The sequence below is a fragment of the Neisseria iguanae genome (assembly GCF_003013245.1).
Taxonomy (GTDB): Bacteria; Pseudomonadota; Gammaproteobacteria; order Burkholderiales; family Neisseriaceae; genus Neisseria; species Neisseria iguanae.
This window is the reverse complement of record NZ_PXYY01000068.1, coordinates 1-13,952: the sequence shown is the minus strand read 5'-3', so window position 1 is coordinate 13,952 and position 13,952 is coordinate 1. Positions and strand designations below refer to the sequence as shown.

Sequence of the window (13,952 nt, the reverse complement as noted above, 5' to 3'; positions counted from 1 at the left end):
GCCTTTTACTGTTCAGGATAACGGGCAACGGGTTGCCGGCCGGTAATGGCGTGGATTTTAAAGCGGTCGATGTGCCCGGCAGGCGCGGCTTCGGCGGTTTGTTTGAAAAAGCGGCCCATGGGGAGAACCCTCTAAAATCCGGTTTCAAAGGAATTTAGGGGATTTTAGGGGTTTTGCAAAGGTCTCAAACCATTAAATTCGATTTGCTGCAGGCATAGTGCGACAGCGGAGTGGGGCATCGATTTCATATAAAACGCTTTATCACCTAAATAATCGCTGACGGCATCAATATCAGCTCGAAAGCGTAGGTTTCATCGCGGTTGTGGCGGCCTCAGCCTCGAACGTGCAACTGATTGGTGAGTTGGCCGGACAAGCACGGATAGAAACCAAACCCTCTGCTTCTTCTTGCGGCAAGCCGCGCAGACATCCATCACTCGTTATTTGTCTGTCGGATCGATAAAGACCGCGTAATTGCTGGCCCGCTGCGGTTGGGCCAAACAGTGGAAAGCTTCGTCCACGGCTTTTGGGATTTGGCCAACTGTTTGTCCAAACCCATGCTGCGGTAAAATTGAAGGCGGTGTAGTGCTATCTCTTATATGGCGGTGCCGCATATCAGGTCGGATCAACCGTTTCAGACGGCATAAGCCGACCTTTGCCTACAGGCAAGATTTATACTTATTTTGTGATCGCTTTTGTCGGGAATAATCCCAATTCGCCTGCTGAGGATTCGCCTTTTACATCGCCGACAAACAGACTGACTTTGGCTTTAAAAGCTTCTACACCGGCACGATCTGCCATAAAGTTTTCAAACTGTTTTAAGTTGGCGTTCGGGTATTGCCAGATTTGCTTGTAACCTTTCGGGGCGGCCACATCTTCCCGCACCGACCACACCACACGTTTTCTTGGGTGTCTTTATCCAACAGCCAGCTCAAGTAAAGCTGTGCGGCGGCCGGGTGTTTGGCATCTTTTAAAATTGCCGCACGTTGTGCCCAAGCCACGAAGCCGCCCTTTTTCGGTAAGGCAAATTTAGATGCCGCAGAAGGATCGGCTTTCAGCATACCGTCGGTCGAGAACGTTGCCGCGTATTTGCCGGATTCGACGCCGTCTGCCGGAGCTTGTGTACCGCGCACGAAATGCGGTTTGTTTTTCATTAAATTTTCCAGCCATGACCAGCCGTTTTCATCAATCGCCTGTTTGTACCAAAACAATACCGCATCATCGTCGTTCGGATAGGTTGAGATAATTTTGCCTTTGAGCTGCGGGTTCAAATAGTCTTTCGCTTCGTTCGGTGCTTTGATGCCGCCCAAGGCTTTTTGGTTGGTGACATTGCTGAACGCATCAACAAATACGCCTGTCCACGCGCCGTCTCGATCTTTAAAATCAGGATAAACTTTGTCCCAACCGATCGGTTTGTACGGCATCAGTACGCCTTGCGCTTTCCATTGCGGGAAGTCTTGTAAAGTTTGTAACTGCACCACGTCTGCTTTGACGTTATTGACCACAATTTGGTAATTTACGCGGGCATCGTGGATTTTACTGTAATCGACGATGGTATCCAGCGTCATGCCGGGGAAGCGTTTTTCAAAAGCGGCTTTGATGCCGTTTTGTTGTTCAGGTGTATCGCCGCCGGCATAGACTACCAGCACGCCACCTTCTTTTAAAGCGGCTTGGTAGAGCTGGTCAAGCGTGCGGTTCTCCACGTCAACAGCGTGGGCTAGGCTGGAAATTATGGCTAAGGCAGCGGCAGCGAATGTAGCCAATTTTTTCATCATGATGATCCTTTTAATTGGTGTGAATTTCAATAGGTTAAAACATACCGCGGCCACTGGCAGTTTTTTCCGGTACGGCTTGGATAACATCCCAGTGGGCGATGATTTTGCCGTCGTTGTCCAATTGGAAAATATCCACCACTGCTTCACCGCGATCTTTCGCATCCATTTTGCTGTGAACATGCAGCCAGACCAAATCACCGTCGGCAGACACACGTTTGATTTCGGCACGTGATTCAGGATGCTGTTTTAAAAACGGGGCAAATGCCTCCACGAATGCCTGTCTGCCGTCGGCAACTGTCGGATTGTATTGTGCATAGGTTTTGCCGATGTATTTTTCGGTAGCTTCGGCTACTTTGTGCTGGTTAAACGCCATTTCGTAGAATGCCAACACATTGGCTTTATTGCGTGCCAATTGGCTTTGTGAAACTTGTGTTGTAGCTTGCCGCTGCTCAGGTTTAACTTGTTCGACTTGTGTACAAGCAGCAATACCGACGGCTGCGGCAATCAATAAATCCTTCTTTAATTTCATCTTGACTCTCCTGTTAAATGTATCTGTTATTGATGGTTGCCATTATAATGAAATAATTGCTATGATAAATACCATAAATTTAGCATCACAGTTTCAAAAATTGAAATAATGGACAGAATCACCGCTATGCGCATTTTCGTTGAAGTCGCCAACCAAGGCAGCTTTACTGTCGCTGCTGATAATCTCGACCTCTCCCGCCCCATGGTAACACGCCATATTGCCGCTTTAGAAGAGTGGCTTAATATCCGCCTGCTGCAACGCACTACACGCCAAGTAACACTCACCGATGCAGGCGAGCGGGCATTAGCGACGTGCAAACAGATTCTGGAATTGGCCGAACAAGCAGAATGGGAAGCCGATGCGCAAAACGGCGAACTGCGCGGCACGGTGCAGATCAGCAGCATGACTGCATTCGGTAGCAGCCATCTGGTACAGGCAGTCAGCGCGTTTCAGCAGCACCACCCGAAATTACAGGTGCGAATGCTGCTTTCTGACGAGCCGGTCAATATCATTAGTGCACGTATTGATTTGGCAATTCGTGCGACCCTGACGCCCGACCCGTCACTACATGCCCGCAAGCTCGCTCCGTGTCGCTCGCTGCTGGTCGCTGCGCCACACTATCTCGCCAAACACGGCATACCGGCTACACCACAGCAGCTTACCGAACACCGCTGTCTATCGCACGATATGGTCAACCGCACCCTGTGGCGACTCTCTCGTGACGGCGAACATCACGATTTAAACCTAAACAGTGTGCTGACCATCAACGAAACCCAAGCGCTGATGCACGCCGTGTTGGGCGGTGCGGGCATTGCGATGCTGCCACGCTATCTGGCTAACGAATCCCTTGCCAACGGGGAACTGGCCAGTCTGCTTACCGACTGGGATTTGCCCGAATACACACTTTACGCTCTGTATCCATCGAAAGACAAACTGTCGCTGGCGGTGCGGCAGTTGTTGGATTTTTTGGTTGGACAGTTTAACGGAATGGATTGGTAGTGTGATGACGACAAAGGTTTATCGGATTTCATGCCAAACCCGAAATTCACCACCGGGCAATTTTGATATACCGGTTTACAAAAGACCCATGATTATCAGGCCAAATTCCTGCAAGATATCGGCGTGGATTACAATATCCAAACCAAATCTTTTGCGTTTGAATTGTGTCTGATGACGAAATCAAACCTTTATGTTGGTATCTTTGGATATCGATGTTTTGATGAAAAACACTTCCACCCTCCCTATTTTCCAACCTTGAACTAACCGGCGGCGGCAAAATGACCCTGCCGCAACTGGCTGCGTTATTGAAATCGATTACCCCAAATCCCGATGTGTCGAGCTTGCCCTCACCGGATATCCGCCGTTTGACGAGCATCATCTGCATGTGTCTGCGCATTCTACATTTACCTAACTCGAAGCTTTACTGAAATCCGGGGGCATTTCAGCGGGCTTGGCCTTTAATCCGACTGAAAAACAGCGTACAATCACACGTTTATTTTAAAAAAATCCTGATATTTTTCAGACGGCCCGAACCTTATTAATCCGTTCAAACAGGCCGTCTAAAACCTCAAAGCACACAATGTCCAACATGATTTACCCCAAACAATACGACGTGATTGTGGTCGGCGGCGGCCATGCCGGTACCGAAGCCGCGCTAGCTGCCGCACGTATGGGCGCGCAAACGCTCCTGCTCACCCACAACATCGAAACCCTCGGTCAGATGTCGTGCAATCCGTCCATTGGCGGCATCGGCAAAGGCCATTTGGTGCGCGAACTCGATGCGCTGGGTGGTGCGATGGCCTTGGCCACCGACCATTCGGGCATCCAGTTCCGCCGTCTCAACGCCAGCAAAGGCCCCGCCGTACGCGCCACCCGTGCGCAGGCCGACCGCATTTTGTATAAAGCCGCCATCCGCCACATGCTCGAAAACCAGCCTAATCTGGAGCTTTTCCAGCAGCAGGTGGACGACATCACCCTCGACGGCGACCGCATCAGCGGCGTGATGACCGCCATGGGCGTGGAATTCAAAGCGCGCGCCGTGGTATTGACCGCGGGCACGTTTCTGGCAGGCAAAATCCACATCGGCCTCGAAAACTACGCAGGCGGACGTGCAGGTGACCCTGCCGCACAAGGCTTGTCAGGCCGTCTGAAAGAATTGAAGCTGCCGCAAGGCCGTCTGAAAACCGGCACGCCGCCACGCATTGACGGGCGCACGATTAATTTTTCCCAACTCACCGAGCAACCGGGTGATACGCCTGTGCCATTGATGTCGGTTCGCAGTTCGGCTGACATACACCCGCGCCAAGTGTCGTGCTGGATTACCCACACCAACCTTCAAACCCACGACATCATCCGCTCCGGCTTCGACCGCAGTCCGATGTTTACCGGCAAAATCGAAGGCGTCGGCCCGCGCTATTGCCCCTCGATTGAAGACAAAATCAACCGCTTCGCCGATAAAGACAGCCACCAGATTTTTCTCGAGCCCGAAGGCCTAACCACGCACGAATACTACCCCAACGGCATTTCCACCAGCCTGCCGTTCGACATCCAGCTCGCCCTCGTTAGGTCGATGAAAGGGCTCGAAAACGTCCATATCCTGCGTCCCGGCTACGCCATCGAATACGACTATTTCGACCCGCGCAACCTCAAAGCCAGCCTCGAAACCAAAACCATAGCAGGCCTTTTCTTCGCCGGCCAGATCAACGGCACGACAGGCTACGAAGAAGCCGCCGCCCAAGGTCTGCTGGCAGGTGCGAATGCCGTGCAATCCGTACGCGGACAAGAGCCGCTGTTGCTGCGCCGCGAACAGGCCTATTTAGGCGTACTCGTTGACGATTTGATTACCAAAGGCGTAAACGAACCTTACCGTATGTTCACCAGCCGCGCCGAATACCGCCTGCAGTTGCGCGAAGACAACGCCGACATGCGCCTCACCGAAGACGGCTACAAAATCGGTTTGGTCTCAGACAGCCAATGGCGTGCGTTCAATGACAAGCGTGAAAACATCGAGCGCGAAATCCAACGCCTGAAAACCACTTGGTACACTCCGCAAAAACTCGCCGAAAGCGAGCAGGAGCGCGTGTTCGGCCAAAAACTTTCGCGCGAAGCCAACCTGCACGACCTCCTGCGCCGCCCGAATATCGGCTACACCGCCCTGATGACCCTTCCTGATGCCGCACCCGGGCAAACATTAGCCGCCGATGTGGTGGAACAAGTAGAAATCCGGGTGAAATACCAAGGCTATATCGACCGCCAAAATGAAGAAATCGAAGGCCGCAAAGACCTTGAAGCCCTCAAGCTGCCCGCCGACATCGACTACGGCAAAGTCAAAGGCTTATCAGCGGAAGTGCAGCAAAAGCTCAATGCCCACCACCCCGAAACACTGGGTCAGGCCGGCCGCATTTCCGGGGTAACACCCGCTGCCGTAGCCTTGCTGATGGTGCATTTGAAACGCGGGTTTAAGGATGCGAAATAGCGTTTTACTGCGTACCGAAGCCGTCTGAACGGCTTGATCAGGCTGGCCTCTGCACCTATATTATCCGGCATGGCCGAATCACCAAACAACTGTCTGCCCTGTACCTGGGCGTATCCGCACTTGGTCTGCGTCGCTGATTTTCGAACAGAAAAATGCGTATGCGAGACAATACTCAAAGAGGACGGTTTTTACACCCTGCGCCGGCAAAACCACCAACCGGCGCGGCAAGGTCAGACACCTTGCGCCCATGTTCAACCCGGCAGACGGGTTTTATGCCGAAAAAATGCCGCATGATGAAATGAGGACACTCCCCCGGTTGTTTGCTGACTCCGCCAGACATCTTCAACACCCATTTGAAAAAAACACCATGAACGAACAAGATTTGGATTTGGACAACTTAGACGATTTACTCGGTGGTTTTGACGGCATGGCCGTTGAAGGCGACTTGGACGCGGAGAGCGAAGACGACAACTGTGTTGGCGGCGCGTGTAAAATTTAAGCGGCAACATATATAAAGATATAGCCGATTAAATGAACCATAACGGCATGGAGTAGATCAGACCCTTGAATCCGACACTTGTTTAAAAAGCAGGGAAGCCGTTTACATTCAAGGTAAAGTTTGCCCTTACGGGCAGGTTGTATGCGAGGTATCCGTCCTGCCCCATTATGTTCACTTTTAACTATAAAAGGCCGTCTGAAAGCGTAACCTCACTGCTTTCAGAAGGTCTCCCGACCGGTTTCTCTACCGTAACCTGCGTATTTTGCATACTCAGAATCTCCAAAGAGCCGCGACCGATACGGCGGGCGTAGTTGATGTCGTTAAGCAGCGACGACGTTTGCCAGCCGTTTAATTCGTCATTTTTCAGTTTCACCATCACGCGGCCGCGGAAGGTTTCGAGCGTCTCAGTGTGTACACTCAATTGCTGCATGAGCGCGTCACGCTCCGCTCCGGCTTCCATACCGCCAATGCGGCGGAACAGGCGCAGGGTTTTGAACACATGGCGGCGCAGACGCAGATAATCACATTCGGCGGCCGAGCCTCCGGCAGTCAAATACTGCTGCATATTTTTCTGCAAGTGCTTGCTTTCTTTGACTATCTCAACCATTTGCCAAGCAGATGAAAATGCACGGCCGAGTTGTTCTTGTTGCACTTTTTCTTCCAAATCCATCTTACCGGCGAAATCTAAAATCGCACTGTAAAGCGGCTTGATTTGCCGTTCGTAAACTTGAGTGGCACCAAGTTCTAGCGGTGTTGGTGGAGCGGGCAGGTTTTGGCCTTCATCAGAATCATCCCTGTAAAAGGCAGCGGCCGGTACATAAATCGCGTGGCACATCGCTTCAATGCTGGCGCGTCCCAAATGGTAAACCTCTTTTTCCACCGCTAGCAGCGCGGTATCATCGGCGCGCAGCAGGTTGCCGTGCAGATAGCGTGGTTGCAGCACGGCCTGATTTTCCGGCAGCAATACGTCCCCGGCTGTTTTATCCGGCAGCCAGCGTGGCAACAGCGTGGCAAAACGGTCTTGCAGTTTCCAAAATATTGCGATGCCCAGCAGGTTAAACAAGGTATGAAACATCGCCAATTGCAGCAGCGGAGTCATGCCCCACCATTCGCCCGGCAACAGCACCAAACGCGTCAGCGGCCACCACAAAACCAGCGACAACGCTGCCGTTACCATGTTGAACACAACATGCGCCAAAGCCAAACGCTGGCCGTTGCGGTCGCTGCCGAGCATGCCGACCAAGGCTGTGGTCGCACTGCTGCCGACATTCGAGCCGACGGCAATGGCGAACGCCTGCATCAGACTGACTTGTCCGCCAGCTAAGGCTGCCAGCGTTAAAATCAAAGTGGCGTGCGATGATTGCAACACCACGGTCAGCAATAAACCAACCACAAAGAAAATCAGCGGCTCGACCATACCGCTGACTCGGCTTTTGCCGAAATCCATGCCTGTACCGAAAGCTTGGAAGCCTTCCTTAATCGCATCCACTCCCAAAAAAATCAAAGCGATGCCGATTAAGACGCGGCCGATAGCTTTGGTTTTGCTGTTGAAAAAACCGATGACAATACCGAACACTAGCATGGGTACGGCCGCCGGACTCAAATTCACGCTCTGCCCGGCCAAAGCCAGCAGCCAAATGCCGCTCGTCGAGCCGAGATTGGTGCCTAAAATAATCGCGATACTGCTGGCAAGTTGAATCATACCGGTACTTAAAAAGGCAATCGTCAGCAGCGACACCAAAGTACTCGATTGCAGCACAAACGTAGCACCCATGCCGAACAATGCGCCTTTCAACGGCGTGGCGGTGGATTTTTCCATCCATTGTGCCAATTTGCCACCTGCAACGTTGTGCAAACCTTCTTCAATACACTGCATGCCGAGCAGGAATAAAGCCAAGCCGTAACAAAGCTGCATCCACGATGCACTATACAGGAAGCTCGCTGCCAAACCCAATACCAACAAGACCACCAACACATATTGCGATGCTTTTCCCTTCATTCGTCTGCTCCGATTATTGTTCTTTTTCTGCAACATAACATTTTTACAAAAAGATGACAATCGGCAAAAAGGCCGTCTGAACCCTTTCAGACGGCCTCAATCTTGAAAACGACGATCCCGGCTGCGCCAAAAATACTGTTTCTTTTGCCGTATTTTCCCGCCCCAACACGGCATTGCGGTACGGATAGCGGCCGAAGCGGTCGATAATCACCTTGTGTCTTGTGTCGGTACTCACAAAATCCAAGGTCACGGCATCGGCGTAGCGTTCAAACAGCGACAGCGCCTGTTGATGTAACATGCGGCTTTCACTTGCATGAACGGCATCAGCATGAAATTGCGTTCGGCCTGATTTAAATTGCCGAAATCGGCGTGTTGCACTGCTTCTTGCGCCAACACCAAAACCATGCTGTCTTGCGCAAACGCATTCGGATGATTGCACCACAAATTACGTGAAAACTAGTCAAGCACGATGACTTCAGCCAACCTCCCACGCAAAGTGACCCGCCAAGCAGACAATTCGTCGCACACCGCCTGCTGCCATACCACCATAAAACGGTGACGGATTTCGGCATCAAACTCATTAATTTTGGCAAACCAGCAGGCTTCGTTTTCCTTGGCAAACCAAAAATCCAAAACAGTTTGTTGTGTCATCAATTATTCTCCTTTTTCAGACGGCCTTTGAATATTTTAGGAACTGGCGTAGATTAGCCCCAAATATCACACCAAATTCGCAAAATTTTAAGCTGCCCTTTATGGTGCGCCAAAGTTAAAACGAAACCCGCATTCTTTCCGGAATAATGGAAAAGATTTCCGGTCAATTCCATTCTATTTCCGTAGCATGCGTTTTGCCCGGTCCCAAAAGTTTTCCATCCCGTCAATGTGGTTTTGCCGCCCTACAAAATGCGTACAGTGACTGGTACGGTGACAAGTGGATTCACCCACGTCAAACACATCACGGCTTTTGCAGCAATCGGGATAAACAATGCCGTCAGGCAATGGTTTTCATTTAATAACCGGCATAAAGTTATCTTTAACGACAACGGTTAAACCTTACCCTGTAGTTTTAGAATGCCGAAAACAGCCACTTTACCGGCAGCACCCCGACCGCGTTTGCCTTTGCGCTGCCTGCCAAAACAGTCCCCGTCCGATTCAACCGGGCCATCAAAAATTTCATCTGCCCGAAGTTCTGAACGGTAAGCGATGGCTTGGCGGATTTTACGGTAAAACAACAGGGCGGAATCAGGCCGGATACCGGGTGTACCGGCAGCTGCACGGGCCGTTACTTCCGATACAGAAAATTGAAGAATTTTTTCCGTGTAGGTTTGCTTGGTTTGCAATGGGTTACCTTCATTTTTTAATGTATAACCCGACTGCTCATCTGCGTCAGACCTTTATTTTAACCAGGTAAAATGTACGTTTTTCATCTCCCAAGCATAATCCAGCAAGCGACAGGATTAAAGCACAACCCGACATCTTCCGATTAATCTTTAGGAATCCCAATATGATGAGGCAAACGGCCAAACGCTTCGGCGGCATGTGCGTAACCGTCATCACCACAGCTGCCGGAACCGGCGGCTGCCCGGTTTCAGACGACCCTGCCGTTATCCATTCGAAGCACGCATGCATCAGCAAAACTGTGTGTTGCCCGACCGGCTCGACCGTCAGCGCAGCCACAACCGCATGCAGGAAAACCATTCCGAACAACAACGCAAACACAACGGCCAATTACAAAACCTTCTCGACCGCCAATGCGTTCAAAACCGCCAGATGCAACAGTGCGTGGGAGATTCGCACAACCGCAGTATCCTGGTTCGCGACCGCATGAAACAGCAACGCCACAGACATCAAGTCTGCGAAAGCAGCCAACGCCGGCATCCTCAGCCGACAGCAACGTATTCACCGCAGGTAACGAACCGCATTTGCTGCACAGACAGTCCAATATCCCCAAACTGCCAAATGCCCGTTCGCTCGCCGCGTTCCGACAGCTTGCGCACACTGTGGAAACCATACGGCTCTTAATTAAACCATCGGTTCCCTAACAAGCGAAACGCAGCACCGGTATGTCTACGCCGTATCCACACCTGTCTTTCGCCTGTTTTTCTGTGCCACATATTTTCAGACGACCTCATTTTCCGTTACCATATCGGCAAGGCTGACCATCTGCCGCCACCAATCCGGAAACCGATATGAACCACACCCAGCAACTGCTCAACGGCTTAGCCGAAATGTGCCTGACCCTTACTGAAGCACAACAAACCAAGCTGCTCGAATACATCGATCTGCTCAAAAAATGGAACAAGACCTACAACCTTACCGCGCTGCGCGACGACTCGCTGATGATCAGCCGCCACCTGCTCGACAGCCTGAGCCTGCTGCCTTATATCGAAGGCGCGCAAACCATGCTCGATGTCGGCTCCGGTGGCGGCCAACCCGGTATTCCCACCGCCATCTGCCGACCCGATTTGCAGATTACCCTGCTGGATGCCAATACCAAAAAAACCTCGTTTTTACAACAAGCCGTGATTGAACTGGGCTTAAGCAACGTGTGCATTGTCAGCGGCCGCGTCGAAGCCGTGCAACACTCCCAAGCCGACGTGATTACCAGCCGCGCTTTCGCCGAACTGGCCGATTTCACCAGCTGGACCGCGCAGCTTTTGAAAGACGATGGCTACTGGGCTGCCATGAAAGGTGTGTTCCCGCAGGGAGAAATTGACCGCCTGCCCGATTTTGTGGTTGTAGAAAAAGTCGAAGAACTGCATGTGCCGCAACTGAATGCTGCACGGCATATGGTGATTATGCGTAAGAAATAAATCTAGGATAAAGGTCTGGGCCTTTTTAAAATCCGATAAAAAGCTGAAAACCAAGCCCACCATTCCCGCCCGGCAGAAATGGTGGTGGCGGATTGGCGATAACCGCCTATTTTTGCAAAGATCTCCGGCCGTCTGAAAATACGCAACATGTTCAGACGGCCTTGTTATACCCTTTGGACACAAATAACGGTACAATTCCGGTTATCATACTCTTATTATCGGCAAAGCACATGAGCGCAAAAATCATCGCCATCGCCAACCAAAAAGGCGGCGTCGGCAAAACCACCACCACCGTGAATCTGGCGGCCTCCTTAGCCAAGCGCGGCCAGCGTGTATTGGTCATCGACCTCGACCCGCAAGGCAACGCCACCACCGGCAGCGGCATCGGCAAAGCCAGCCTGGAACAAGGCGTGTATCAAGTGGTGCTGGGCGATGCGGATATTCAAGCTGCCGTTGTGAAGAGTGAAAGCGGCGGCTATGACGTACTGGGTGCCAACCGTGCTTTGTCCGGCGCCGAAATCGAATTGGTGCAGGAAATCGCCCGCGAATTGCGCCTGAAAAACGCTTTGCAGGCGGTGGAAAACGACTACGATTTTGTGCTGATCGACTGTCCGCCGTCGCTCACCCTGCTCACACTCAACGGCTTGGTGGCAGCCAACGGCGTGATTGTACCGATGTTGTGCGAATACTACGCGCTGGAAGGGATTTCCGATTTGATTGCCACCGTGCGTAAAATCCGCCAAGCCATCAATCCGCAACTCGACATTACTGGCATCGTGCGCACCATGTACGACAGCCGCAGCCGCTTAGTGGTAGAAGTAAGCGAACAATTGCAACAGTATTTCGGCCAATTGATGTTTGACACCACCATTCCGCGCAATATCCGTTTGGCGGAAGCCCCAAGCCATGGAATGCCTGCATTGACTTACGATGCCGCCGCCAAAGGCGCACAGGCTTATTTGGCGCTGGCCGACGAATTGCTGGCACGTGTAAAAGCATAAGGCTTTTTGTCCACAAATTGAACATATTTAAATTTTATTATATGATAAGGCTGTCTGAAAATTATTGTTTCAGACAGCCTATTGATTTGTGATGCCGTCCGAAACCCACCAGCAAAGGAATCCTCATGAGCAGCCCTTGGGATCAACGCTATCTTGGCGAAAATTATGTATTCGGTACCGGGCCGAACGAATTTATCCGCCGCATCCGGCCATATTTGCCTGCACAAGGCAAAGCGTTGGACCTGGCTACCGGCGAAGGCCGCAACGCCGTGTTTCTGGCCGAATGCGGCTTGCACACGGAAGGCGTGGATTTATCCGCCGTCGGCCTAGAAAAAGCGGCCAAACTCGCTGCCGAACGCGGTGTGACCGTTGATTTGCGCCAAGCGGATTTGCTGGCTTTGGCGTTGCCGCCACAAAATTATGACGTCATCACCAGCGTGTTCTGCCACTTTACCGAACCTGACCGCAGCCGCTTTTTGCAGCACACGGTCGCCGCGCTGAAACCAAACGGTTTGTTCGCAGGGGTGTTTTACCACCCCAACCAAATCGCCAACGGCACCGGCGGCCCTTCCAATCCTGCCATGCTCGGCACGCTGGCAGAAATGCAAGCCGCGCTCAATGGCTTGGAATGGTTGATTGCTGAACACCGCGACCACGAATTAAACGAAGGCAGCCGCCATGTCGGCATGAGTTCGGTGGTGTATTTATTGGGCAAAAAGGCCGTCTGAACGCAGTAACCAATCAAAGGCCGTCTGAAGACGGCTTCCATTCTCTATTTAAACAATCTTCCCTGAGCCAGCAATGCCCTAACCGGCGCAAAATCTTCGCGGTGTTCGGGCAACACGCCGAATTGCTGCAAGGCAGCCAAGTGTTGCGTCGTACCATAGCCTTTGTGTTTGTCAAAGCCATATTGCGGATAACGTTCGGCCAGCGCATACATTTGCGCATCGCGGGCAGTTTTGGCCAACACCGAAGCGGCGGAAACAACCGTGATTTTGCTGTCACCTTTTACCACCGCTTCCGCATCCATACCCAAACCTTCCGGCACGCGGTTGCCGTCTATCCACACTTTTTCCGGCCGCACTTCCAAACCCTGCACCGCACGTTTCATCGCCAGCATGGTCGCGTGCAGAATGTTTAATTCGTGAATCTCACGCGGACTGGCACTCGCCACACACCACGCCACAGCCTGCGCTTTAATCATTGCCGCCAATTCGTCGCGCCGCTTTTCACTCAGTTTTTTCGAGTCGGTCAACTTAGGCAAATCATACTGCTTCGGCAGAATCACCGCCGCCGCAAACACGCTGCCTGCCAAAGGGCCGCGCCCGGCTTCGTCCACGCCGGCTGATAATAATAAGGTCATCAAATACTTTCCGGTTGGCTGTTTGGGTTGCTCTTGGCAAAAGGCTGCTCGTTCAAACGCCCATTGTAACGGTTTTTCCAAACCAAAAGACCGATATCTTTGCGAAATGAGACAAAAAGCCGAAATTCAAGCCTGCCATCCCCCGGCTAAGCGGGCATGACGAATGACAGATTGACGGCAATGGATAGCCTGCTTTTACAAACCCGGATTCAGCGCCGTTCGAAGCAGCAGCATCTCTGAACTCACAGACAACCCACTTAGATTAGGCAGGTGTTTAAGAAGCGCGGTGCAGAAAAATACAGCTGATTAAATGAATAATGGTTACACGGGGTAGATCTGATTCTTGAATCCGACATTTGCTTAAATGTAAGAAAACCCTGCGTTGTTTACACAACAGATTGGGCAGTGAAGCCTGTAAAACCCCGAAAAGCATATCACCTTTCAAATCCTTATGCGGCTTAACCGGATGATAAAAATTCACAAAACGGCATAACGCCTTTTGCT

13 protein-coding genes and 3 pseudogenes are annotated in these 13,952 nt (G+C 51.7%); 8 read left to right on the top strand and 8 right to left on the bottom strand.

Going from position 1 to position 13,952, the window contains the following annotated elements:
- Positions 1-675: 675 nt before the first annotated feature.
- Genes C7N83_RS16640 through C7N83_RS09910 form a run of 3 tightly spaced genes read right to left on the bottom strand, consistent with a single transcriptional unit; the run spans position 676 to position 2,301 of the window.
- Positions 676-798, bottom strand: a complete 123-nt coding sequence (locus C7N83_RS16640) for a hypothetical protein (protein WP_281256766.1) — start codon at positions 796-798, stop codon at positions 676-678.
- Positions 799-815: 17 nt separating this feature from the next.
- Positions 816-1,772 (bottom strand): ABC transporter substrate-binding protein, encoded by a 957-nt coding sequence (locus tag C7N83_RS09915; RefSeq protein ID WP_211296634.1) that lies wholly within the window; start codon positions 1,770-1,772, stop codon positions 816-818.
- A 34-nt stretch (positions 1,773-1,806) separates the two neighbouring features.
- Positions 1,807-2,301: a nuclear transport factor 2 family protein gene (locus C7N83_RS09910; protein WP_106742373.1), complete on the bottom strand. Its 495-nt coding sequence runs from the start codon at positions 2,299-2,301 to the stop codon at positions 1,807-1,809.
- Between the two features lie 126 nt (positions 2,302-2,427).
- Between C7N83_RS09910 and C7N83_RS09905 the strand changes: the two genes are divergently transcribed.
- The 4 genes from C7N83_RS09905 (at position 2,428) to C7N83_RS16635 (ending at position 6,275) form a co-directional block, all read left to right on the top strand.
- The gene (locus C7N83_RS09905) at positions 2,428-3,300 is read left to right on the top strand and encodes a LysR family transcriptional regulator (protein ID WP_245911197.1); all 873 of its coding nucleotides are present in this window, start codon (positions 2,428-2,430) and stop codon (positions 3,298-3,300) included.
- Positions 3,301-3,578: 278 nt separating this feature from the next.
- Complete coding sequence (locus tag C7N83_RS14850) at positions 3,579-3,728, top strand: hypothetical protein (protein WP_170064883.1); 150 nt, start codon at positions 3,579-3,581, stop codon at positions 3,726-3,728.
- A 152-nt stretch (positions 3,729-3,880) separates the two neighbouring features.
- The gene (gene mnmG / locus C7N83_RS09895) at positions 3,881-5,776 is read left to right on the top strand and encodes a tRNA uridine-5-carboxymethylaminomethyl(34) synthesis enzyme MnmG (RefSeq protein WP_106742368.1); all 1,896 of its coding nucleotides are present in this window, start codon (positions 3,881-3,883) and stop codon (positions 5,774-5,776) included.
- A 367-nt stretch (positions 5,777-6,143) separates the two neighbouring features.
- Positions 6,144-6,275 (top strand): hypothetical protein, encoded by a 132-nt coding sequence (locus C7N83_RS16635; RefSeq protein ID WP_281256765.1) that lies wholly within the window; start codon positions 6,144-6,146, stop codon positions 6,273-6,275.
- Between the two features lie 181 nt (positions 6,276-6,456).
- Here C7N83_RS16635 and C7N83_RS09885 read toward each other — a convergent pair whose 3' ends face one another.
- From C7N83_RS09885 to C7N83_RS09875, 3 genes and pseudogenes are all read right to left on the bottom strand, one after another.
- Entirely contained in the window at positions 6,457-8,274 is a 1,818-nt protein-coding gene (locus C7N83_RS09885) for a Na/Pi cotransporter family protein (protein WP_106742364.1), read from the bottom strand.
- 43 nt (positions 8,275-8,317) lie between these two features.
- A pseudogene (locus C7N83_RS09880) lies at positions 8,318-8,925 on the bottom strand (DUF924 family protein).
- A gap of 53 nt (positions 8,926-8,978) precedes the next feature.
- Positions 8,979-9,625 (bottom strand): annotated as a pseudogene (locus C7N83_RS09875) (IS1595 family transposase).
- A gap of 269 nt (positions 9,626-9,894) precedes the next feature.
- Between C7N83_RS09875 and C7N83_RS14265 the strand changes: the two are divergent.
- From C7N83_RS14265 to C7N83_RS09855, 4 genes are all read left to right on the top strand, one after another.
- Positions 9,895-10,293 (top strand): hypothetical protein, encoded by a 399-nt coding sequence (locus C7N83_RS14265; RefSeq protein ID WP_146135129.1) that lies wholly within the window; start codon positions 9,895-9,897, stop codon positions 10,291-10,293.
- 167 nt (positions 10,294-10,460) lie between these two features.
- On the top strand, positions 10,461-11,084 hold the full coding sequence (gene rsmG, locus C7N83_RS09865; protein ID WP_106742361.1) for a 16S rRNA (guanine(527)-N(7))-methyltransferase RsmG: 624 nt from the start codon (positions 10,461-10,463) through the stop codon (positions 11,082-11,084).
- Positions 11,085-11,314: 230 nt separating this feature from the next.
- Positions 11,315-12,085 carry a ParA family protein gene (locus tag C7N83_RS09860; RefSeq protein ID WP_106742359.1) on the top strand — a complete coding sequence of 257 codons (771 nt, stop codon included), beginning with the start codon at positions 11,315-11,317 and terminating at the stop codon, positions 12,083-12,085.
- Between the two features lie 125 nt (positions 12,086-12,210).
- Positions 12,211-12,813 carry a class I SAM-dependent methyltransferase gene (locus C7N83_RS09855; protein ID WP_106742358.1) on the top strand — a complete coding sequence of 201 codons (603 nt, stop codon included), beginning with the start codon at positions 12,211-12,213 and terminating at the stop codon, positions 12,811-12,813.
- A gap of 44 nt (positions 12,814-12,857) precedes the next feature.
- Here the strand turns inward: C7N83_RS09855 and rnhB are convergent, their stop codons facing one another.
- Both rnhB and C7N83_RS17035 read right to left on the bottom strand, forming a co-directional pair.
- Complete coding sequence (gene rnhB, locus C7N83_RS09850; protein ID WP_106742356.1) at positions 12,858-13,448, bottom strand: ribonuclease HII; 591 nt, start codon at positions 13,446-13,448, stop codon at positions 12,858-12,860.
- Positions 13,449-13,808: 360 nt separating this feature from the next.
- Positions 13,809-13,952: pseudogene (locus tag C7N83_RS17035) on the bottom strand (IS481 family transposase); the annotation flags it as partial.